Source organism: Variovorax sp. MPBD4-3 (genome assembly GCF_058809745.1).
Genome location: NZ_JBXASW010000004.1, coordinates 146713 through 168881 on the forward strand (window position 1 = coordinate 146713; position 22169 = coordinate 168881).

The following is a 22169-nucleotide window of genomic DNA, read 5'->3' on the forward strand; positions in this document are numbered from 1 at the left end:
TGGACAACACCGGATGCTGGATTCACTCGCCATTTGCTGCCAAGCTGATGTCATCCGTTGGCAAAGTCTGCGAAGTTGCAGGCTAGTGCTCGGAGCCGGCGCTGCCGCCGTCAACCGGGGCAGCCCGGCAGCGGCAGCGTCGGCAGCATGCGTTGCCACAGGCGCTTCCACTCCGGCCAGTCGTGGCCGCCTTCGGTGGTGAAGACGCGTTCCGCGGGCAGCGCCGCCGCCAGCAGCCGGTGGCTGAAAGCGAAGCGGTCGTCCACGCCGTAGCCCAGGTAGAGCGGCGGGCGCGGTGCCGCTGTCTGCGTGAAACCGACGTAGCCGCGCAACCATTGCCATAGCTGGGTTTCGTTCGGCGCGCGGGGAATGCCTTCGCCCGGATCCGCCAGCGGGCCGTGCCATTGCGCAAGCCCGCCGGCGTTGGCGATGTCGGTGCTCTGCGCGCGCTCGCCGAGGTAGGGCGCGAGCGTCACCACGCCGGAGAGTTCGCCGGGATGCGTCTGCGCATAGAGCAGCCCGCCGAATCCGCCGACCGAGATGCCGACGATCCAGATATGGCGGTAGCCATGCTGGCGTGCCGGCGCCATCACGTCGGCGCTCAGGCGATCGAGGATGCTCCTGTTGTTGTAGTAGCCCAGGTGCGCGTCGACCAGCATCACGTCCGCGGCGAGCCGGGCGTCTCGCACGGCACTGACGAAGCCTTCGCGCGTGAATTCGTCGGGGGTGGAATAGGCGCCGGGCAGCATGACCAGCAGCGTGTCGACGTTGCGCGCGCAATTGCTCTTCTCGAGCGTGGTCGCCATCGGCACGGTGGCCTTGCGTATTCCGCCGCAGGCCGCGACCAGCAGGGCCGCTCCGATTCCCAGGGCTACGAGGCAAAGGCGTGTTGACGGCAGCTTCATGCGCCGCAGTTTAGGCGCGGCGGGACGCCGGCAGGTCGACCATCACCGGTTGCCCTGGCGTGGTGCAGCCGGTGTCGCAGCATTTGCCGGGCTGGCGGTTGCGGGTGATGGCGCGTGCCGGGTCGTGCGGGGCGGCGGCGGGCGATCCATCGGCCGCGATGCCGCGCTCGAGGATGCGCTCCACCAGTTCGACCTTGGAGCCGAGCGGGTAGTTGCGCCAGATTTCCTGCTTCATCGCGGCCGGCGAACCGCCGCCGTGCAGGCTGATCACGCTGTACCAGCCGCCCTGGTAGCCCGCCGTCAGATCCTCGATGAAGCGGGCGGTCTCGATGCGCTGCTCGTAGGGAATGGCCGGGTTGGCGCGCAGCACGTCCGACAGGCGGGCGGCGGTCTCGGGGTTGTGGTCTTCGTCGGGGCCGGGCAGGGTGACGATGAGCCCGCCGCTCACGTAGTGCGCGATGCGGTGCATGTCGTAGATCTTCGTGGCCAGCAGCAGCTTGCCGATGTTGCTGAACACCGGGTCTGGCATGAAGACCTCGCAGTGCTCGTCGGCCTTGCCATAGACGCTGGCCGCCACGCCGCAGGCAAAGAAGCTTTCGGTGATGGTGATGAGCTCGACCATCTGCTCGCGCAGGTGGCTTTCCTTGCCCGGGTCGAAGCCGTTGGCCTCGCACATCAGCGCGCCGGCGCCGATCAGCAGGTCGCCGAAGCCCGCGCGCGCGCCGATGCAGCTGTGGCGGTGGTGCGTGGCGTAGCTGTAGGTCAGGTGGCCGGAATGCTCCCATTCCCCGGCGTAGAACACGCGCTCCCATGGCACGAAGACCTTGTCGAACATGCATACGCCGGTGCTCTGCCCGTACTTGCGGCTGAAAAGGGCGTCGCCATGCTCGAGCTTTTCCCCGGGGCGCCCGGCGGGGCGGGCGACGATGGTGAGCCCCGGCGCGTCCAGCGGCACGGCGCAGCAGACGGCGAAGTCGGCGTCTTCCTTGCCCATGTTGCGGCAGGGCATGACCAGCAGTTCATGCACATAGGGCGCTCCCGTCACGATGGCCTTGGTGCCCGAGATGACGATGCCGCGCGCATTGCGCTCCACCACGTGCAGGTAGCTGTCGACGTTGGCCTGCTCGTGTGGCCGCCGGCTGCGGTCGCCCTTGGCGTCGGTCATGGCGACGCCCAGCGTCAGGTCTTGGTCCTGCACGCGGTGCAGGTACTCGTGGAAGCGGGCGGTGTGCTCGGAACTGCCGCGCGCGTCGTCGATGCGGGCCGAGACCTGGGCGATTGCGTTGAGCGCGTCGTGCGTCAGGTAGCGCTGGGCGCATCCGGTTTCCTGGCAGACAAGGCGCACCGCCTCCAGCTTGTTGAGCAGGTCGCCGGAGCTGGTGTTGATGTGCGACAGCCGGTTCACGCGCTTGCCGCTGGTGTGCTGCACCGCCGTCATCAGCGGCTCGTATTCCTTGCGCAGCGCGTAGTCGTAGGTGAGGGCGATGGCATTGATGCCGGGCTGGAAGGCGGGCTCATCGGCCACGCTTTCGACGCGGCGGCCGTCCACGAAGACGGTGGGGCGGTAGCGGCGCAGCGATTCGCGGTAGTCGGCGCCGGACATCAGCGTGGTGGCGGGGAGCGGGGCGTTCATCGTTTCTTGTCTCCGTGGTTTTCTGGGCTTCCGAGGGGCTTCCGGGCAAAATTTGAACACTGTTTAATTTTTTGATCAACGCTCGAATTTTTTGTATAGTCCCGCCCATGCATGCCAAGCTCCAACGCCGCCAGGCGCTCACCGATGCGCGCCGCGCGCTGGTGCTCGACGCCGCACGCGCCGTGTTCCTGGAAGCTGGCATCGAGGGCGCGAGCATTCGCGAAATCGCGCGCAGGGCCGGCTACACGCCGGGTGCCATCTACTCTTATTTCGATAGCAAGGAAGCGATCTACGGCGCGCTGCTCGATGAATCGATCCAGCGGCTCCAGACGGCCGTCGCCGATGCCCCCGAGTCCGAAGGTCGTCCTGACCAGACGCTCGCCGCCAAGGCGCAGGCGTGGTTCGACTTCTACGCGGCGAACCCGCGCGAGCTCGACCTCGGCTTCTATCTTGTGCAGGGCATGCGCCCGCGCGGGCTGACCAGCGAGCTCGACCATGAGCTGAACGACCATCTGCATCAGGCCCTTCGCCCCTGCGAAGACGCGTTGCAGGCCATGGGCCTCGACGCGGACGGCGCTTTGCGGGAAAACACCTCGCTGTTCGCACACGGCGTGGGCCTGCTGCTGATGCAGCACACCGGGCGCATCCGCATGTTCAGGCAGTCGGCCGACGCACTCTTCAAGGCCTACGTGGCGCAGCTGGTGGAGCGCGTTGCCGCCCAGGCGGCCAAACCCGGTCTTTTCGGTGGTACGGTTTAGCCCAACCCAAACCTCTACAAGAAAGAATCCGTTCATGCTGCTCGACGCTTCGCAATCCCAACTCGTGCTGGTCGACTACCAGGCACGGCTGATGCCGGCGGTCTTCGAAAACGAGGCCGTTGCGAAGAATGCCGTGCGCCTCGGCCAGATGGCGAAATGGGTCGACGTGCCGGTCTGGGGCACCGAGCAGAACCCGTCCAAGCTGGGCGAAAACCTGCCGGACATCCGCGCGCTGTGCAGGAAGACGCTGGCGAAGATGCACTTCAGCGGCGTGGAAGAGGGCCTCGGCGAATGGCTGCGCGCGCCGGCCAAGGCCGCGCCGCAGGGCAATGCGCGGAGCCTGCCGAAGCATCTGCAGAAGCCGCAGGCCGCGCCCGAAGAGCGCAACACGATCGTGATCGCCGGCTGCGAAGCCCATGTCTGCCTGCTGCAGACCGCGCTCGACCTGCTGGAAGACGAGTTCGAAGTCTGGGTCGTCACCGACGCCTGCAGCTCGCGCACCGAGCGCAACCGCGACGCCGCGTTCGACCGGCTGGCCGGTGCCGGCGCCGAGCTGGTGACGACCGAGATGGTCGGCTTCGAGTGGCTGCGCACTGCCGAGCACCCGGCGTTCCGCGAACTGCAGGCCCTGATCCGTTAAACCCGCTGCCCCCGGCGCCGTTGCCGGGGTGGGGCTCGGCCGGGTTGTCCCGGTCGTCAGCTTGCTGCAAGATCGGTCTCCATAATTATGAATTCAGTTTTGGCGAGGCTGCCTGAACGAAAACATAGAACGGAGACAAATCCAGATGAGCCGCTTTGAAGAGTTCCATCGCCTGTCAGTGGATGCGCCCGAGGCCTTCTGGGCCGAGCAGGCCCGGCTGATCGACTGGCACACCCCCGCGCAGCAGATCCTCGACGCCAGCCAGCCGCCGTTCGCGCGGTGGTTCGTGGGCGGCACCACCAACCTGTGCCACAACGCCGTCGACCGGCATCTGGCCGAGCGCGGCAGCCAGCCCGCGCTGATCTTCGTCTCCACAGAAACCGGCGTCGAAAAGAGCTACAGCTTCGACGAACTGCACGCCGAAGTGCAGCGCACCGCCGCCAGCCTTGTCGAACTCGGTGTCGGCAAGGGCGACCGGGTGCTCATCTACATGCCGATGATTCCCGAGGCCGCGTTCGCCATGCTGGCCTGCGCGCGCATCGGCGCCATCCACTGCGTGGTGTTCGGCGGGTTCGCGAGCGTTTCGCTGGCCACGCGCATCGAAGATGCCGAGCCCAAGGTGGTCGTGAGTGCCGATGCCGGCTCGCGCGGCGGCAAGGTCATCGCGTACAAGCCGCTGCTCGACGAGGCGATCCGCCTGTCGAAGCACAAGCCCTCGGCCGTGTTGCTCACCGACCGCGGCCTCGCACACATGGACCTGACGGCAGGGCGCGACCACCTCGCCGCCGACCTGCGCCAGAAGCACATCGACGCCAAGGTGCCCTGCACCTGGCTCGCCTCGACCGACATCAGCTACACCATCTACACGAGCGGGACCACCGGCAAGCCCAAGGGCGTGCAACGCGACGTGGGCGGCTACGCGGTGGCGCTGGCCGCGAGCATGAAGCACATCTTTGACGGGCGGGCTGGCGAAACCTATTTCTCGACCAGCGACATCGGCTGGGTCGTGGGCCACAGCTACATCGTGTACGGCCCGCTGATCGCGGGCATGGCGACCATCATGTACGAAGGCCTGCCCACGCAGGGCATCGACCGGCAGCCCGATGGCGGCATCTGGTGGCGCCTCGTCGAGAAGTACAAGGTGACGGTGATGTTCAGCGCGCCCACCGCGGTGCGTGTGCTCAAGAAGCAGGACCCGGCCCTGCTCAAGAAGTACGACCTGTCCAGCCTGCGCGCGCTGTTCCTGGCCGGCGAGCCGCTCGACGAGCCCACCGCGCGCTGGATCAGCGATGGCCTGGGCGTGCCGATCATCGACAACTACTGGCAGACCGAATCGGGCTGGCCGATGATCACCATTGCCAATGGCGTGGAGGCCAAGGCCAGCAAGTTCGGCAGCCCGGGCGTGCCGATGTACGGCTACCGCATCAAGATCCTGCACGAGTCGACCGGAGAGGAACTGACCGGCGCGAACGAGAAAGGCGTGGTCGTGGTGGAGGGGCCGACCCCGCCCGGTTTCATGCAGACCGTGTGGAAGGACGACGCGCGCTTCGTCGATACCTACTGGAAAAGCGTACCCGGCAAGATGGTCTATTCGACCTTCGACTGGGGCATTCGCGATGAAGACGGCTATTTCTACATCCTCGGGCGCACCGACGACGTGATCAACGTGGCGGGCCACCGACTGGGCACGCGCGAGATCGAGGAGAGCATTTCGGGCCATACCAATGTCGCGGAAGTGGCCGTGGTGGGCGTGGCCGACGCGCTCAAGGGGCAGGTGGCGATGGCCTTCGTCGTTCCGAAGGACGGCAAGGCCGTGGCTGACGCCGACCTGGCGCTCAAGCTCGAGGGCGAGATCATGAAGCTGGTGGCCGACCAGCTCGGCGCGCTGGCCCGCCCCGCGCGCGTGCGCTTCGTGAGCGGCCTGCCCAAGACGCGCAGCGGCAAATTGCTGCGCCGCGCCATCCAGGCGGTCTGCGAGCAGCGCGACCCGGGCGACCTGACCACCATCGACGACCCCGCCACGCTGCAGCAGATCAAACAGTTACTTTCTTCGCCCTGAGTTATCCCCGAAGGGGGTTGCAGGCTCCCTTTGAACCGTCATATGGTTGACGTGGCACAATGCCAAGGTACTCAGGCCCTTCCCCAGCCACAGTCGCATCCGCCAACCGGTTCAGCCGTGTCGCGGAAGGTTTCTTAACCAGCTAGTGCTTCCTTCAGGGAAGCGAAGGTCAGCGGATCATGAGCGATTCATCGACGCCATCGGCGTACGCCGCCTATCAAGGCAACACATACCTCTTCGGCGGCAATGCCCCCTATGTCGAAGAGATGTATGAAAACTACCTCTCCAACCCCGGCAGCGTGCCCGACAACTGGCGTTCGTATTTCGACGCGCTGCAGAACGTTCCCGCCGCCGACGGCAGCAACACCCGCGACGTCCCGCACCTGCCGGTCATCAACGCCTTCGCCGAACGCGCGAAGCAGGGCACGACCAAGGTCGTGCAGGCCAGCGGCGCCGATTCCGAACTCGGCCGCAAGCGCACCTCCGTCCAGCAGCTGATCGCCGCCTACCGCAACGTCGGCGCCCGCTGGGCCGACCTCGATCCGCTCAAGCGCGCCGAGCGTCCCGCCATTCCGGAACTCGAGCCCTCGTTCTACGGCTTCACCGATGCCGACCTCGAGACGGTGTTCAACACCAGCAACACCTTCTTCGGCAAGGAAGCCATGTCGCTGCGCGACCTGCTCAATGCCTTGCGCGAAACGTACTGCGGCACGATGGGTGCCGAGTACATGTACACCACCGACCAGAACCACAAGCGCTGGTGGCAGCAGCGGCTCGAAAGCGCCCGCACCAATCCCAAGCTGAGCGCCGAGCAGAAGAAGCACGTGCTCAGCCGCCTGACGGCCGCCGAAGGCCTCGAGCGCTTCCTGCACACCAAGTACGTCGGCCAGAAGCGTTTCTCGCTCGAAGGCGGCGAAAGCTTCATCGTCGCGATGGACGAGCTGATCAACCAGGCCGGCGTCAAGGGCGTGCAGGAAATCGTGATCGGCATGGCCCACCGCGGCCGCCTGAACGTGCTGGTCAACTCGCTCGGCAAGATGCCGGCCGACCTGTTCGCCGAGTTCGACCACACCGCCCCCGAAGACCTGCCCAGCGGCGACGTCAAGTACCACCAGGGCTTCAGCTCGGACGTGACCACCCCCGGCGGCCCGGTGCACCTGAGCCTGGCGTTCAACCCCTCGCACCTTGAAATCGTGAACCCCGTGGTCGAAGGCTCGGTGCGTGCCCGCATGGACCGCCGCGGCGACCCGCTGGGCAAGCAGGTGCTGCCCGTGATCGTGCACGGCGACGCCGCCTTCGCAGGCCAGGGCGTCGTGATGGAAACGCTGGCGCTGGCCGAGACCCGTGGCTACTCCACTGGCGGCACGGTGCACTTCGTCATCAACAACCAGATCGGCTTCACCACCAGCGACCCGCGCGACAGCCGCTCGACGCTGTACTGCTCGGACATCGTCAAGATGATCGAGGCGCCGGTGCTGCACGTGAACGGCGACGACCCCGAAGCCGTGGTGCTCGCCACCCAGATCGCCCTGGACTTCCGCATGGAATTCCAGAAGGACGTGGTCGTCGACATCATCTGCTTCCGCAAGCTGGGCCACAACGAGCAGGACACCCCCTCGCTCACGCAGCCGCTGATGTACAAGAAGATCGCCCAGCACCCCGGCACGCGCAAGCTGTACGCCGACAAGCTGGCCGCTCAAGGCCTGGGCGACACGCTCGGCGACGACATGGTCAAGGCGCAGCGCGCCGCCTTCGACGAAGGCAAGAACACCGTCGACCCCGTGCTCACCAACTTCAAGAGCAAGTACGCCGTCGACTGGAGCCCGTACCTCAACAAGAAGTGGACCGACGCCGGCGACACCGCCATTCCCTCCAGCGAGTGGAAGCGCCTGGCCGAGAAGATCACCACCGTGCCGCAAGGCTTCACGGTGCACCCCCTCGTGAAGAAGGTGCTGGACGACCGCGCGGCCATGGGCCGCGGCGACGTCAACATCGACTGGGGCATGGGCGAGCACATGGCCTTCGCCTCGCTGGTGGCCAGCGGCTACCCGGTGCGCCTGTCGGGTGAAGACTCGGGCCGCGGCACGTTCACGCACCGCCACGCCGTGCTGCACGACCAGAACCGCGAGAAGTTCGACGAAGGCACCTACACGCCGCTGCAGAACGTGGCCGACAACCAGGCTCCGTTCGTCGTCATCGACTCGATCCTGTCGGAAGAAGCCGTGCTCGCGTTCGAATACGGCTACGCCTCGAACGACCCGAACACGCTCGTCATCTGGGAAGCCCAGTTCGGCGACTTCGTGAACGGCGCGCAAGTGGTGATCGACCAGTTCATCGCCTCGGGCGAAGTGAAGTGGGGCCGCGTCAACGGCCTGACCATGATGCTGCCGCACGGCTACGAAGGCCAGGGCCCCGAGCACAGCTCGGCACGCCTGGAGCGCTTCATGCAGCTGAGCGCGGACACCAACATGCAGGTGGTGCAACCCACGACGGCCAGCCAGATCTTCCACGTGCTGCGCCGCCAGATGGTGCGCAACCTGCGCAAGCCGCTGATCATCCTCACGCCCAAGTCGCTGCTGCGCAACAAGGACGCCACCTCGCCGCTGGCCGAATTCACCAAGGGCAGCTTCCAGACCGTCATTCCCGACAGCAAGGGCCTGAAGGCCGAGAAGGTCAAGCGCCTGATCGCCTGCTCGGGCAAGGTCTACTACGACCTGGCCAAGAAGCGCGAGGAACTGGGCAGCGAAGACGTGGCGATCATCCGCGTCGAGCAGCTCTATCCGTTCCCGCACAAGGCGTTTGCCGCCGAGATCAAGAAGTACCCGAACCTCGTCGACGTGGTCTGGTGCCAGGACGAGCCGCAGAACCAGGGCGCCTGGTTCTTCGTGCAGCACTACATCCACGAAAACATGCAGGACGGCCAGAAGCTCGGCTACTCCGGCCGTGCCGCATCGGCATCGCCGGCGGTGGGCTACTCGCACCTGCACCAGGAACAGCAGAAGGCGCTGGTCGACGGCGCGTTCGCCAAGCTCAAGGGCTTCGTGCTGACCAAGTAATCGCCTGTCCCTTTTTCACACGAACACCCTGAAGAACAAAACGGAGCTCACTCCACATGTCTATCGTAGAAGTCAAAGTCCCCCAGCTTTCCGAATCCGTGGCCGAGGCCACCATGCTCACCTGGAAGAAGAAGGCCGGCGAAGCCGTCGCCGTCGATGAAATCCTGATCGAGATCGAGACCGACAAGGTCGTGCTGGAAGTGCCCGCGCCATCGGCCGGCGTGCTGGCTGAAATCGTTCAGCCCGATGGCGCCACCGTGGTGGCCGAGCAGCTGATCGCCAAGATCGACACCGAAGGCAAGGCTTCGGCCGGCGCCCCGGCTGCCGCGGCACCCGCTGCCGCTCCTGCGGCTGCGGCAGCCGCCCCGGCGGCCGCTGCTGCTGCCACGGGTGGCTCGAAGGCCGACGTGGCCATGCCCGCCGCCGCCAAGCTGCTGGCCGACAACAACCTGAAGACCAGCGACGTCGCCGGCACCGGCAAGGACGGCCGCGTCACCAAGGGCGACGTGCTCGGCGCCGTGGCTTCGGGCGCCAAGCCCGCGGCACCTGCCGCCACCGTCGCCACGCCGGCCGCCAAGCCCGCGCTGCCGCAAGTCGCGGCGCCGGCCGGTGCGCCCGACCTGGGCGAGCGTCCGGAACAGCGCGTGCCGATGAGCCGCCTGCGCGCCCGCATCGCCGAGCGCCTGCTGCAGTCGCAATCCACCAACGCCATCCTGACGACCTTCAACGAAGTCAACATGGCGCCAGTCATGGAACTGCGCAAGCGCTTCCAGGATAGCTTCACCAAGGAACACGGCGTGAAGCTCGGCTTCATGTCCTTCTTCGTGAAGGCCGCCGTGCACGCGCTGAAGAAGTACCCGGTGATCAACGCCTCGGTCGACGGCAACGACATCCTGTACCACGGCTACTTCGACATCGGCATCGCCGTCGGTTCGCCGCGCGGCCTGGTGGTGCCGATCCTGCGCAATGCCGACCAGATGAGCTTCGCCGACATCGAGAAGAAGATCGCCGAGTTCGGCAAGAAGGCGCAAGACGGCAAGCTGGGCATCGAAGACATGACCGGCGGCACGTTCTCCATCTCGAACGGCGGCACCTTCGGCTCGATGCTCTCGACCCCGATCATCAACCCGCCCCAGTCGGCCATCCTGGGCGTGCACGCCACCAAGGACCGCGCCGTGGTGGAAAACGGCCAGATCGTCATCCGTCCGATGAACTACCTCGCCATGAGCTACGACCACCGCATCATCGACGGCCGCGAAGCCGTGCTGGGCCTGGTCGCCATGAAGGAAGCGCTGGAAGACCCGTCGCGCCTGCTGTTCGACATCTGATCCACCCCCAGTCTTCGCGCACTTCGTGTCGCTTCGCCAACCCCCTCGCGGGGGGCAACACCTGCGGTCCGGCAAAGCCGGTTCCGCGGTGTTCGCGAAGGAACCCTGATTCACGCGGCGCGATGGACAACTGAAACGGAAACCCAATGAGCAAACAATTCGACGTCGTCGTCATCGGCGGCGGCCCCGGCGGCTACATCGCCGCCATCCGTGCGGCGCAACTCGGCTTCAACGTCGCCTGCGTCGACGAGTGGAAGAACGGCAAGGGCGGCCCGGCACCGGGCGGCACCTGCACCAACGTCGGCTGCATCCCCTCGAAGGCACTGCTGCAATCGTCGGAGCACTTCGAGCAGGCCGGCCATCACTTCGCCGACCACGGCATCAAGGTCGAAGGCCTGGGCCTGGACATCGACAAGATGCTGGCCCGCAAGGACCAGGTCGTGAAGCAGAACAACGACGGCATCCTGTACCTGTTCAAGAAGAACAAGATCACGTTCTTCCACGGCCGCGCATCGTTCGTGAAGACGGACGAAACCGGCTACGAGCTCAAGGTGGCCGGCGCCGCCGAAGAGTCGATCAGCGGCAAGCACATCGTCATCGCCACGGGCTCCAACGCCCGTGCGCTGCCGGGCGCGCCGTTCGACGAGGAGAACATCCTCTCGAACGACGGCGCGCTGCGCATCGGCGCGGTGCCCAAGAAGCTGGGCCTGATCGGCTCGGGCGTCATCGGCCTCGAAATGGGCTCGGTGTGGCGTCGCCTCGGCGCGGAAGTCACGGTGCTCGAAGCGCTGCCGACCTTCCTCGGCGCGGTGGACGAGCAGATCGCCAAGGAAGCCAAGAAGGCCTTCGACAAGCAGAAGCTCAAGATCGAGCTCGGCGTGAAGGTCGGCGAGATCAAGTCGTCCAAGAAGGGCGTGAGCGTTGCCTGGACCAACGCCAAGGGCGAAGCCCAGACGCTGGAAGTCGACAAGCTGATCGTGTCGATCGGCCGCGTGCCCAACACCATCGGCCTGAACGCCGAAGCCGTGGGCCTGAAGCTCGACGAGCGCGGCGCCATCGCCGTGGACGACGCGTGCAAGACCAACCTGCCCAACGTCTGGGCGATCGGCGACGTGGTGCGCGGCCCGATGCTGGCGCACAAGGCCGAGGAAGAGGGCGTTGCCGTGGCGGAGCGCATTGCGGGCCAGCACGGCCACGTCAACTTCAACACGATTCCCTGGGTGATCTACACGAGCCCCGAAATCGCGTGGGTCGGCCAGACCGAGCAGCAGCTCAAGGCCGAAGGCCGCGCCTACAAGGCCGGCACCTTCCCGTTCCTCGCGAACGGCCGCGCACGCGCTCTGGGCGACACGACCGGCATGGTCAAGTTCCTGGCCGACGCTGCGACCGACGAGATCCTGGGCGTGCACATCGTGGGCCCGCAGGCCAGCGAGCTGATCTCCGAAGCCGTCGTGGCCATGGAGTTCAAGGCGAGCGCGGAAGACATCGCGCGCATCTGCCATGCGCACCCGTCGCTGTCGGAAGCCACGAAGGAAGCCGCGCTGGCTGTCGACAAGCGCACGCTGAACTTCTGATCTCTTGACCAGCGTCAAACAGGCCTACGAGGCGGAACTCGCTGCGCGCGGGTTCCACAGCGATCCCGCGCAGCTGCGCGCCGTGGAGGCGCTGGATCGCTGCGCCAACGAATGGGCAGAGTACAAGGCCCAGCGCTCGAATGCGCTGAAGAAGTTCATCAACCGGCCGGAGCTCCCGCGCGGCGTCTACATGTACGGTGGCGTCGGGCGGGGCAAGAGCTTCCTGATGGACTTGTTCTTCAACGCCGTGCCGCTGCGGCGCAAGACGCGCCTGCACTTCCACGAGTTCATGCGTGAAGTGCACCGCGAACTGCGGGAGCTGCAAGGAACGGTCAATCCGCTCGACGAACTGGGCCTGCGCATTTCCAAGCGCTACAAGCTCATCTGCTTCGACGAGTTCCATGTGGCGGACATCACCGACGCGATGATTCTTCATCGGCTGCTGGTGTCGCTGTTCGAGAACGGCGTGGGCTTCGTCACCACCTCGAACTTCAAGCCCGACGATCTCTACCCCGGCGGGTTGCATCGCGACCGCATCCTGCCTGCCATCGCGCTCCTGAATGAGAAGCTCGAGGTGCTCAGCGTCGACAACGGCACCGACTACCGGCGCCGCACGCTGGAGCAACTGCGCATGTACCTCACGCCCAACGACGCGGCGGCCGAGAAGGAAATGCGCAAGGCCTTCGACAAGCTGGCCGAGGTGGCCGACGAAAACCCGGTGCTGCACATCGAATCGCGCGAGATCCGCGCGCGGCGCAAGGCCGGCGGCGTGGTCTGGTTCGACTTCAAGACGCTGTGCGGCGGCCCGCGTTCGCAGAATGACTACCTGGAGATAGCGAGCCAGTTCCACACGGTGCTGCTGTCCGACGTGCCGCACATGCCCGTGCGCATGGCTTCGGAAGCACGCCGTTTCACATGGCTGGTCGACGTCTTGTACGACCGGCGCTGCAAGCTCATCATGTCGGCTGAGGTTCCGCCCGAGGCGTTGTACACCGAGGGTCCGCTGTCGCACGAATTCCCGCGCACGGTCTCCCGGCTCACCGAAATGCAGTCGAGCGAGTTTCTTTCCCTGGAACGCCGCATCGTCGACACCCGACTCACATGAAAAAATTCGCTCTTGTCCTGTTGATGTCGTTGGCCAGCCTGCCGCTGTGGGCGCAGTCCAACGCCGCCTCGGGCACTGTCGATCTCGAGGCCGAGAAGCGCAGGCTCTCGTCCGAGCGCGAGGCCATGGAAAAGCGCTTCCTGGAAGAGCGGACCGCCTGCTACAAGAAATTCGCGGTCGAGGACTGCCTGAGTGAAAGCCGCAACCGGCGCCGGATCCAGTCCGACAGCATCAAGCGCCAGGAAACCGCGATCAACGACATCCAGCGCCAGCGCAGCGGTGCTGCCGAACTGCAGAAGCTCGACCAGAAGGCTGCCACGCAGCGCGAGCAGGACACCAAGGAAAAGCAGGAACAGTCGATCCAGAGCCAGAAGGACCGCGAGCAGCGCGCCGCCGACCACGCGGCCAGCCGCGCCTCGACGGCTTCCGGCGCGGCGGAGCGCGAGCGCGAATTCCAGTCGAAGCAGCAGGCACATGCCGACGAGCGGGCCAAGGCGGCCCAGTTGCGAGCCGCCGCACCCGCGAACGTCCAGCGCTTCGAAGACAAGCAGAAGAGGGCGGCCGAGCACAGGGCCAGCGTCGAGCGCAGGAATGCCTCGAGCGACAAGCCGCGCGGCGCGCCGCTGCCGCCGCCTCCCGCGGCGGGCGCTACTCCGGCTCCGGCCGCACCCTGATTCGGGCACTGCCGCCTGGAAGAACCGCGCTCAGGCCGCTGCCGGCAGCGCGTCGAGCTTGAGGACTGCGATGGAGATGTTGTCGCCGGTGCCGCGCGCCCGGCGTCGCGCTTCGCCCACCAGGATTTCCACCGCGTCGCGCGGCGGCTGGGCGTACAGCACGCTCGCCATTTCCTCGGGCGTGAAGTAATGCCAGAGCCCGTCGCTGCATGCCATCAGCAGGTCGCCGGACTGCATCTTCGGGATGTAGTGCGGATCGATGGGCGGCGGCGTCGTGGTCATGCCAAGGCAGCCCAGAAGGATGTTGCCCTGCGGATGGGTGTTGGCTTCGGCCTCGCTGATCTGGCCGCGGTCGATCAGCGCCTGCACGTACGAATGGTCGCGCGTGCGCTTGACGAGCTGTCCGTCGTGGAAGTGATAGATGCGCGAGTCGCCGGCATGGATCCAGGCGCATTCGCCCTTGGGGTTCAGCAGGAACGCCGCCAGCGTGCTGTGGGGCTCCTGTTCGCTGGAAACTGCGGTGAGCTTGATGACCGTGTGCGAGTCTTCCAGCATTTGCCTCAGCAGGACTTCGGGGTCGTCGCGGCCCGGGGCGTAGCGCGCGAAGAGCTGGCGCGCGGTCATCATCACCTGGTCGGATGCCTTGCGCCCGCCGCTGCGACCGCCCATGCCGTCCGCAACGACGCCCAGCACGCAGCCGGGCACCCTCGGGTGACTCATCATCAAGACCTGGTCCTGTTGGTACGGGCGGTCTCCCTTGTGGAGTCCGGTGGCCGCTGCTAGTCGAAAGCCTTGAGTCATGAGGCATGTGCGCCAGAGCGCGTGGTTCTGTCTTCTCGGGGATTCGTGTCAGGACGTATTATCGAATGAACATGCGACGCGCCAACTCTGCGTTCGCACTCCAACGTTGGACTCCAATCTTCATTCCCTTTCCCGGCAGCTCATCGAGCTGCGTATCGAGCATGCCGATCTCGATGCCACCATCGACCGGCTGTCCGAAGGCTCGCCGCAAGACGAGTTGCTGCTGCGGCGCCTGAAAAAGCGCCGCCTCGCATTGCGCGACCGGATCACGCGCCTCGAAAACGTGCTCGACCCGAAAGAGCCGGCGTGACAGGCGCGCTCGAAGACAAGGTGCGCGACGCCTTCGCGCAAGACGGTGCGCTGTCGCGGGCTGCCGAGCAGTTCCGCGAGCGCTCCGGCCAGACCGAGATGGCCATGGCCGTGGCCCGCACCATCGACCAGGGCGGCGTGCTGGTGGTCGAGGCCGGCACCGGGGTCGGCAAGACTTTCTCGTACCTCGTGCCGGCGTTGCTGAGCGGCGAGCGCGTGCTGCTGTCCACCGCCACCAAGACGCTGCAGGACCAACTGTTCGGCCGCGACCTGCCCCGGCTGGTCGAGGCCTTCGGGCTGCCGGTGCGCACGGCGTTGTTGAAGGGGCGCGCCAGCTACCTCTGCCTGCATCGACTGGACACCGCGCGCCATGACGCCTCGCTGCCCGAACGCGGCAGCCTGCGCACGCTCGCCAAGATCGAGCAGTGGTCGAAGGCCACGCGCACCGGCGACCTCGCCGAGCTGCCGGGGCTGGACGAGCGTTCGCCGCTGATCCCCCTCATCACCTCCACCCGCGAGAACTGCCTTGGCGCGCAGTGCCCGCAGTTCAAGGCCTGCCACGTCAACCTGGCGCGGCGCGAGGCGCTGGCCGCCGACATCGTTGTCATCAACCATCACCTGTTTTTCGCCGACCTCGCGGTGCGCGAGACCGGCATGGCGGAGTTGCTGCCCAGCGTGAGCGTCGTCGTGTTCGACGAGGCGCACCAGCTCAATGAAACCGGCGTGCAGTTCCTGGGCGCGCAGCTCGGCAGCGGCCAGGCACTCGATTTCGCGCGCGACATGCTGGGCTCGGGCCTGCAGCATGCGCGCGGGCTGGTCGACTGGCAGCAACTGGTGTCTGGCGTCGAGCGTGCCGCGCGCGAGCTGCGGCTGGTGGTCGGCAAGCAGTGGCCGGGCGCCAAGCTGCGCTGGCTGGGCCCTTCGCCGGAAGGCATCGACCCCGACGCCTGGCAGCATGCGCTGGATGACCTGCAGCATTCGTTCGAACTGGCCGCCGAAGGGCTGGCCACCGTCAGCGAAATCTCGCCCGACTTCGTGCGGCTGCACGAGCGGGCACGCCAGCTCGCCAAGCGCACGGCGCGCTTCGCGCAGCCTTGCGAGGTCGACTCGGTGCGCTGGGTGGATGTCGGCTCGCAACTGCGGCTGATCGAGTCGCCGCTCGACATCGCGGATGCGATGCGCAAGCGGGTGCTCAAGATTGCCGATGCGTCGGATGCCGACGAAGGCGGCGACGCGGACGACGGCGACGAACTCGATGCCTACGGCGAGCGCCCCCCCCGCGAGACGCCGGTGCATGAAGACAGCGGCCGAGCCTGGGTCTTCACCTCGGCCACGCTGGGCGATGAGCCCACGCTGCGCTGGTTCACCGAGCCCTGCGGCCTGCACGATGCCGAAGTGCTGCGCGTGCAGAGTCCGTTCGACTATGCCTCGCAGGCGGCGCTGTACGTGCCTCGCGCGTTCCCCAAGCCCAACGACCCCTCGCACAGCCAGCGGGTCGCCGAACTGGCTGCACGCGGCGCCACCGAACTCGGCGGCCGTACGCTGGTGCTGACGACCACGCTGCGCGCCTTGCGCACCATCGGCGATGCCATCAAGCAGCAGTTCGAGCTGCTGGAGACCGAAGCTCGCCCCGAGGTGCTGGTGCAGGGCGAACTGCCCAAGCGGGTGCTGATGGATCGTTTTCGCGAGGGCGCGAGCGGCGGGCGCGCGGGCTGCGTGCTGGTGGCGTCGGCTTCGTTCTGGGAGGGCTTCGACGCGCCGGGCGACGCGCTGCAACTGGTGGTGATCGACAAGCTGCCTTTTCCGCCGCCCAACGACCCCCTGGTCGAGGCACGCTCGCAGCGCCTGGAGGCGCAGGGGCGCAGTTCGTTCGCGGATTACTCGTTGCCCGAAGCGGCTGTTGCGCTCAAGCAGGGGGCGGGGCGGTTGATTCGGCGGGAGACCGACAGCGGCGTGCTGGCGATATGCGACACCCGCCTGGTCGCCATGGGCTACGGCCGCCGCCTGCTGGCGGCGCTTCCGCCGATGCGGCGGCTCGAAAACGAAGCGGACTTCGACGCCGCGCTGGACGCGCTCAGGAGCTAGCCGGAGCGCGCCGGTTCAGGGCTGCTGGCGGCCTTACCAGACCTTCCACCAGGGGTCGTCCTTGCCCTTGAAGCCGTTGGCAAGGTAGGTGCTCTGGGGGTAGTTGGTGGTCAGCACGCGCTGGGCGTCGTCGCGCAGGTCCTTCATGCCGAGCGCGTCGTACGACTTCACCATGATGTACAGGGCTTCCTCGAGCGCCGGCACTTCGCGGTAGTCGGACAGGGCGATCTGGGCGCGGTTGATGGCCGCCAGGTAGGCGCCGCGCGAGTAGTAATAGCGGGCCACGTGAACCTCGTACTGCGCGAGCGAGTTCACGATGTAGTTCATGCGCTGGCGCGCGTCGGGGGCGTAGCGTGACTCGGGGAAGCGGGTCACGAGGTCCTTGAACGACTCGAACGATTCCTTGGCGGCCTTCTGGTCGCGCTCGGACAGGTCCTGGCGCGTGAGGAACGCGAACATGCCGAGGTCGTCGTTGAAGTTGATCACGCCCTTGAGGTATAGCGCATAGTCGAGCGCGGGGCTCGCCGGATGCAGCTTCATGAAGCGGTCGATGGTGGCGATGGCGCTGGCCTTTTCACCCGACTTGTACTGGGCGTAGGCCTTTTCCAGCTGGGCCTGCTGCGCGAGGGGCGTGCCGGCGGCGCGGCCTTCGAGCTTCTCGTAGAGCGGCACGGCCTTGTCGTAGGCTCCCGATCCGGCCTCGTCCTTTGCTTCCGCGTAGATCTTGTTGGGACTCCAGTTCGCGGTCTTGTCGACGGTGGTCGACGAGCAGCCGGCTGCGAGCAGGGCCGCCGCGCTGAGCGCGATCCAGGTGGGGACCGATAATTTGGCGCGAAACATCACATACGGCTTTCGTGAAACAGTTACCCTCAATTATATCGACCGGCCCTTCGGGCAATACCCCCGAGAACCTGGAGGCGGCCGAACACGAGGAAGGCGCCGACCCGGCCGAGGCCAGCGAACTCCGGCCCTTCACCATCGATTCCGCCCAGCACGGCCAGCGGCTGGACCGCGCGCTGGCGGCCCTGGTGCCCGAGTTTTCCCGCAGCTACCTCCAGCAGCTCATCGAGGCGGGGGCCGTCGAGCTCCAGGGGCGCACCGTCACCAAGGTCTCGGCCAGCGTAAAGGCGGGGCAGGCGGGGCGCATCGAACTGCGGCCCACGCCACAGAGCCAGGCCTTCCGGCCAGAGCCGATGGACCTCGTGACCGTGTACGAGGACGAGCACCTGCGCATCGTCGACAAGCCCGCAGGGCTGGTCGTGCACCCGGCGCCCGGGCATTGGAGCGGCACGCTGCTCAACGGGCTGCTGGCGCTCGACCCCAAGGCCGTGCTGCTCCCGCGCGCCGGCATCGTCCACCGGCTCGACCGCGACACCAGCGGGCTGATGGTGGTTGCGCGCACGCGGGCGACCATGGACGCGATGGTCGCGCTGATCGCCGCGCGAGAGGTCAAGCGGCAGTACCTGGCGATCGGGCACAAGCCCTGGGCCGGCGCGGCCGCCAGGCAGGTCGACGCGCCCATCGGGCGGGACCCGCGCAACCGGCTGCGCATGGCGGTGGTCGACCTGGAGCGCCATGCGGGCAAGACCGCGCGCACGCTCATCGAGCGGCTCGACAGCCACTCCGAAGGCTGCGTGGTGCGCTGCACGCTCGAAACCGGTCGCACCCACCAGATCCGCGTGCACATGGCGTCGATCGGGCATCCGCTGGTGGGAGACGCGCTTTACGGCGGCGCGCCGGCCGTCGGCCTGTCGCGCCAGGCGCTGCATGCGTTCCGTCTGGCATTCGTGCATCCGGTCACCCACGAAGCCATGGAGTTCCGCTCGTCGCCGCCGCCCGATCTCGTTCAGGCTTTGCAGTCCTGGGGGCTGGATTACAATCGCGCCTGACGGCCCGAGGGCCGCGCCGGCCATCCGATGCCGGCCTTGCGTTGCATTCGCCGCGTGCCGGCAACGCCTACTCCTTTCATCCTTGTGAGCCAGCGTCTACCCAGGCGCCTTTTCCCGGATAACGCGAACCATGAATACGGCGGATGCCAAGCGCATTCTCGAAACCGCCTTGATCTGTTCGAGCCAGCCGCTGCCGGTGCGCGACATGCGCGTGCTGTTCGACGACGAGCTGGGCGTGGACACCATCAAGGTGCTGTTGCTTGAATTGCAGGAAGACTGGGCGCAGCGCGGCCTGGAGCTTGTGAGCGTCGGCAGCGGCTGGCGTTTCCAGAGCCGGCCCGAGATGCGCGATCATCTCGACCGCCTGCACCCCGAGAAGCCGCCGCGCTACACGCGCGCCGCCCTCGAGACGCTGGCCATCATCGCGTACCGCCAGCCCGCGACGCGCGGCGACATGGAAGACATCCGCGGCGTGACGATCAACTCGTTGATCCTCAAGCAGCTCGAGGACCGCGGTTGGGTCGAGGTGATCGGCCACCGCGAAACCGTCGGCAGGCCGGCGCTGTACGCGACCACGCGCCAGTTCCTGGACGACCTCGGCCTGGCGTCGCTCGACCAGCTGCCGCTGATCGAGACGCCGGCGCAGCAGGCCGCCCTGGTCGACGCGCTCGAGCAGGCGTCGGGCGAGCAGCAGGGGCTGCCGATGGACCCCGTCGACGAGCCCGCCGTGGTGGCCGTCGACGAGCCCGTCGAAATGCCCGTGCCGGCGGAAGTGCTGTCCGAGGCTGCCGAAGCCGTGGAGGCCGCGCAGGCGCAAGTCGCCGAAAACGCCGCCGCTGCCGATGAATCCGAGGCGCCTTTGGCCGCCGAGACCGTTCCGGCCCAAGAGCCCGAACAAACACAAGAACCCGACGGTCCGTCCGATGACGAGGCCGATCCCGAAGCAGTTTCTCCCGGAAAAACCTCATGAGCCCATCCGACACCGACGACGCGGCAATGCTGCCGGCCGAGCCCGAAGTCAAGAAGAAGAAAAGGGCGGCCACGCCCAGGAAGGCTGTGGTTGCCGCTACCGAGTCGGTGGCGCCGGAGGCTGTGCCCGAAGTGTCGGTTGCACCGGCGGAGCCGGCGGCCGAGGCCGAAGCGCCCAAGAAGCCTCGCGCGCCCCGCAAGAAGAAGGTCGCGGAGGCGGTCGAGCAGTCGGTGTCCGAAAAAGCGCCTTCGGCTTTGCCTGAGGCCGCGCCCGTAGCGGAGGCCGTTGCCGAGGCGGCACAAGAGCCTGTGCGGCCGCCGGAGCCTGTCGCGCCTGTCGCTGTCGCCGCCGAACCGGTCCGCGAATACAGCGAGGAAGGCGACGAGGAAGAGGAAGAGCCCGACGAGGAAGAAGACGACCTCGATCGCGCGCGGCGCGCTGCCGAGCGCGAGCAGCGCAACGCGCTGCCGCCCGAGCCGATCCGCTTCGCCGACGTCATTTCCGGCCAGTTCGACGCCGACGAGGAAAGCCCCGAAGTACCGCCGCTCAAGCGCGTGCTGCTGCCCGAGGCCGATTCGCCCAAGCTGCACAAGGTGCTGGCGCAGGCGGGCCTGGGTTCGCGGCTCGAAATGGAGCAGCTGATTCTCCAGGGCCGCATTTCCGTCAACAACGAGCCGGCCCACATCGGCCAGCGCATCCAGTACGGCGACCAGGTCAAGATCAACGGCAAGCCCATCCGCTACCGTATCGCGCCTCCGCCGCCGCGCGTCATTGCGTACCACAAGCCCACCGGCGAAGTGGTCACGCATGACGATCCGCAGAACCGGCCCACCGTGTTCCGCAAGCTGCCGCGCCTGCAGCAGGGCAAGTGGCAATCGGTCGGCCGGCTCGACCTGAACACCGAGGGCCTGCTGCTGTTCAGCAGCTCCGGCGACCTGGCCAACCAGCTCATGCACCCGCGCTTCGGCCTGGAGCGCGAGTACGCGGTCCGCGTGCTGGGTGCGCTCACCAGCGAAGAGAAGCAGAAGCTGCTCGACGGCGTGCGCCTGGACGACGGCATGGCCCAGTTCGGCACCATCGAGGACGGCGGCGGCGAGGGATCCAATTGCTGGTATCGCGTGACGATCTCGGAAGGCCGCAACCGCGAGGTGCGCCGCCTGTTCGAATCGGTCGGCCATGCGGTCAGCCGGCTGATCCGCATCCGCTACGGCGCGATGGTGCTGCCGCGCGGCCTGAAGCGCGGTGCCTGGATGGAGCTCGACGAGCGCGACATCCGCGCGCTGTTCCAGGCTTCAGGCGGCGCTGCGGCCCGACCCGGCCTGCAGCAACGCGGCCCCGGCCAGGAAGGCGGCGGAAACAATGGCCGCAACGGGCGCAACAAGAAACGCCGCGGCAACCGCAACGGCGGCCAGGGCGGTGGCCAGCCGCGCGAGATGCGCGACGACGGCAATCGCGGCGAGGCGCCGATCCCGAATCCGCTGGGCGACGGCCGTCCGCCGCGCGGCGACCGCGGCCCACGCCCCAATCGGGGCGGCGGCGGCAACGGCGGCCAGCAGCCGCAGGGGCAAGGCCAGGGGCGCCGCGGCAAGGGCGGCGGCAATCGCCAGGGTGACGACCGCCAGCCGAGCGGAGCCAACCAACCCGATCCGATGAAGACCTCGCTCGGTTACATCGGCGCCGACAGCTTCTCGCGCCAGCGCAAGGAGCAGCGCGGAGGCCCCGGCCGACGCGGCGGTGGAGGTGGTGGCGGAGGCGGCTTCGGCAACGCGGGTGGCGGACGTCGCCGCGGGCGCTGAAAGTCTCCCGTCGCAGCGCGGCCTTTCGCGGGGTTTTCATGAGCCCAGGGGGCTGCGCCGGTTAAAATCAGAGGCTTTGTCGACATACGGCGCAACAAACTCGTTGCAGTTGTGACAAAACTATTCAAAATCAAAGCTCCAGGAAGCATTTCAATGGCTATCGAACGTACCCTCTCCATCATCAAGCCCGACGCAGTCGCCAAGAACGTCATCGGCAAGATCGTTTCCCGTTTTGAAGCTGCCGGCCTCAAGATCGTCGCCGCCAAGCTGGTGCACCTGTCGCGCAACGAAGCCGAACAGTTCTACGCCGTGCACAAGGAACGTCCTTTCTTCAAGGACCTGGTCGAGTTCATGATCTCGGGCCCCGTGTTCGTGCAAGTGCTCGAAGGCGAGAACGCCATCGCCAAGAACCGCGACCTGATGGGCGCCACCGACCCCAAGAAGGCAGCCGCCGGCACCATCCGCGCCGACTTCGCCGACAGCATCGACGCCAACGCCGTGCATGGCTCGGACGCTCTTGAAACCGCAGCGAACGAAGTCGCGTTCTTCTTCGCCGGCCTCAACGTCTACGCACGCTGAAGTCGTAT

The 22169-nt window shown here is 66.9% G+C and carries 18 protein-coding genes; 14 read left to right on the top strand and 4 right to left on the bottom strand.

The window, feature by feature from the left end; translation table 11 throughout:
- Window positions 1–110 precede the first annotated feature (110 nt).
- Complete coding sequence (locus AC1RVW_RS03775; protein WP_409195672.1) at window positions 111–905, bottom strand: alpha/beta fold hydrolase; 795 nt, start codon at window positions 903–905, stop codon at window positions 111–113.
- 10 nt (window positions 906–915) lie between these two features.
- Window positions 916–2538: a 4-hydroxyphenylacetate 3-hydroxylase family protein gene (locus AC1RVW_RS03780; RefSeq protein WP_493198105.1), complete on the bottom strand. Its 1623-nt coding sequence runs from the start codon at window positions 2536–2538 to the stop codon at window positions 916–918.
- A 107-nt stretch (window positions 2539–2645) separates the two neighbouring features.
- Between AC1RVW_RS03780 and AC1RVW_RS03785 the strand changes: the two genes are divergently transcribed.
- The 8 genes from AC1RVW_RS03785 (at window position 2646) to AC1RVW_RS03820 (ending at window position 13732) form a co-directional block, all read left to right on the top strand.
- A complete protein-coding gene (locus AC1RVW_RS03785) occupies window positions 2646–3296 on the top strand; it encodes a TetR/AcrR family transcriptional regulator (RefSeq protein ID WP_409195670.1) in 651 nt (216 codons plus the stop codon).
- A 34-nt stretch (window positions 3297–3330) separates the two neighbouring features.
- On the top strand, window positions 3331–3936 hold the full coding sequence (locus AC1RVW_RS03790) for an isochorismatase family protein (RefSeq protein WP_081271716.1): 606 nt from the start codon (window positions 3331–3333) through the stop codon (window positions 3934–3936).
- A 124-nt stretch (window positions 3937–4060) separates the two neighbouring features.
- Window positions 4061–5995 (top strand): propionate--CoA ligase, encoded by a 1935-nt coding sequence (locus tag AC1RVW_RS03795; protein WP_493198157.1) that lies wholly within the window; start codon window positions 4061–4063, stop codon window positions 5993–5995.
- Between the two features lie 179 nt (window positions 5996–6174).
- A complete protein-coding gene (locus AC1RVW_RS03800) occupies window positions 6175–9051 on the top strand; it encodes a 2-oxoglutarate dehydrogenase E1 component (protein WP_493198108.1) in 2877 nt (958 codons plus the stop codon).
- 56 nt (window positions 9052–9107) lie between these two features.
- On the top strand, window positions 9108–10379 hold the full coding sequence (gene odhB / locus AC1RVW_RS03805) for a 2-oxoglutarate dehydrogenase complex dihydrolipoyllysine-residue succinyltransferase (protein ID WP_493198110.1): 1272 nt from the start codon (window positions 9108–9110) through the stop codon (window positions 10377–10379).
- A 146-nt stretch (window positions 10380–10525) separates the two neighbouring features.
- Window positions 10526–11953, top strand: coding sequence for a dihydrolipoyl dehydrogenase (gene lpdA, locus AC1RVW_RS03810; protein WP_081269088.1), 1428 nt, complete (start codon window positions 10526–10528; stop codon window positions 11951–11953).
- A gap of 4 nt (window positions 11954–11957) precedes the next feature.
- A complete protein-coding gene (gene zapE / locus AC1RVW_RS03815) occupies window positions 11958–13058 on the top strand; it encodes a cell division protein ZapE (RefSeq protein WP_493198112.1) in 1101 nt (366 codons plus the stop codon).
- Window positions 13055–13732, top strand: coding sequence for a hypothetical protein (locus tag AC1RVW_RS03820; RefSeq protein ID WP_493198113.1), 678 nt, complete (start codon window positions 13055–13057; stop codon window positions 13730–13732). The genes zapE and AC1RVW_RS03820 overlap by 4 nt, the downstream gene beginning before the upstream one ends.
- 30 nt (window positions 13733–13762) lie before the next feature.
- Here AC1RVW_RS03820 and AC1RVW_RS03825 read toward each other — a convergent pair whose 3' ends face one another.
- Window positions 13763–14533 carry a PP2C family protein-serine/threonine phosphatase gene (locus AC1RVW_RS03825; RefSeq protein WP_081269091.1) on the bottom strand — a complete coding sequence of 257 codons (771 nt, stop codon included), beginning with the start codon at window positions 14531–14533 and terminating at the stop codon, window positions 13763–13765.
- A 106-nt stretch (window positions 14534–14639) separates the two neighbouring features.
- Here AC1RVW_RS03825 and AC1RVW_RS03830 point away from each other — a divergent pair, with 106 nt between their 5' ends.
- The gene (locus AC1RVW_RS03830) at window positions 14640–14843 is read left to right on the top strand and encodes a YdcH family protein (RefSeq protein ID WP_493198115.1); all 204 of its coding nucleotides are present in this window, start codon (window positions 14640–14642) and stop codon (window positions 14841–14843) included.
- Entirely contained in the window at window positions 14840–16927 is a 2088-nt protein-coding gene (locus AC1RVW_RS03835) for an ATP-dependent DNA helicase (protein WP_493198117.1), read from the top strand. The genes AC1RVW_RS03830 and AC1RVW_RS03835 overlap by 4 nt, the downstream gene beginning before the upstream one ends.
- A 33-nt stretch (window positions 16928–16960) precedes the next feature.
- Here AC1RVW_RS03835 and AC1RVW_RS03840 read toward each other — a convergent pair whose 3' ends face one another.
- Window positions 16961–17767, bottom strand: coding sequence for an outer membrane protein assembly factor BamD (locus AC1RVW_RS03840; RefSeq protein WP_081269094.1), 807 nt, complete (start codon window positions 17765–17767; stop codon window positions 16961–16963).
- Between the two features lie 14 nt (window positions 17768–17781).
- On the opposite strand from AC1RVW_RS03840, the gene AC1RVW_RS03845 reads away from it, so the two are divergent.
- The 4 genes from AC1RVW_RS03845 (at window position 17782) to ndk (ending at window position 22161) form a co-directional block, all read left to right on the top strand.
- Window positions 17782–18816, top strand: a complete 1035-nt coding sequence (locus tag AC1RVW_RS03845; RefSeq protein WP_493198119.1) for an RluA family pseudouridine synthase — start codon at window positions 17782–17784, stop codon at window positions 18814–18816.
- Window positions 18817–18946: 130 nt separating this feature from the next.
- Window positions 18947–19786, top strand: a complete 840-nt coding sequence (gene scpB, locus AC1RVW_RS03850; RefSeq protein ID WP_493198121.1) for an SMC-Scp complex subunit ScpB — start codon at window positions 18947–18949, stop codon at window positions 19784–19786.
- Window positions 19783–21582, top strand: coding sequence for a pseudouridine synthase (locus AC1RVW_RS03855; protein ID WP_493198123.1), 1800 nt, complete (start codon window positions 19783–19785; stop codon window positions 21580–21582). The genes scpB and AC1RVW_RS03855 overlap by 4 nt, the downstream gene beginning before the upstream one ends.
- Before the next feature lie 153 nt (window positions 21583–21735).
- Window positions 21736–22161, top strand: a complete 426-nt coding sequence (gene ndk, locus AC1RVW_RS03860) for a nucleoside-diphosphate kinase (protein WP_493198125.1) — start codon at window positions 21736–21738, stop codon at window positions 22159–22161.
- Window positions 22162–22169: the final 8 nt, after the last annotated feature.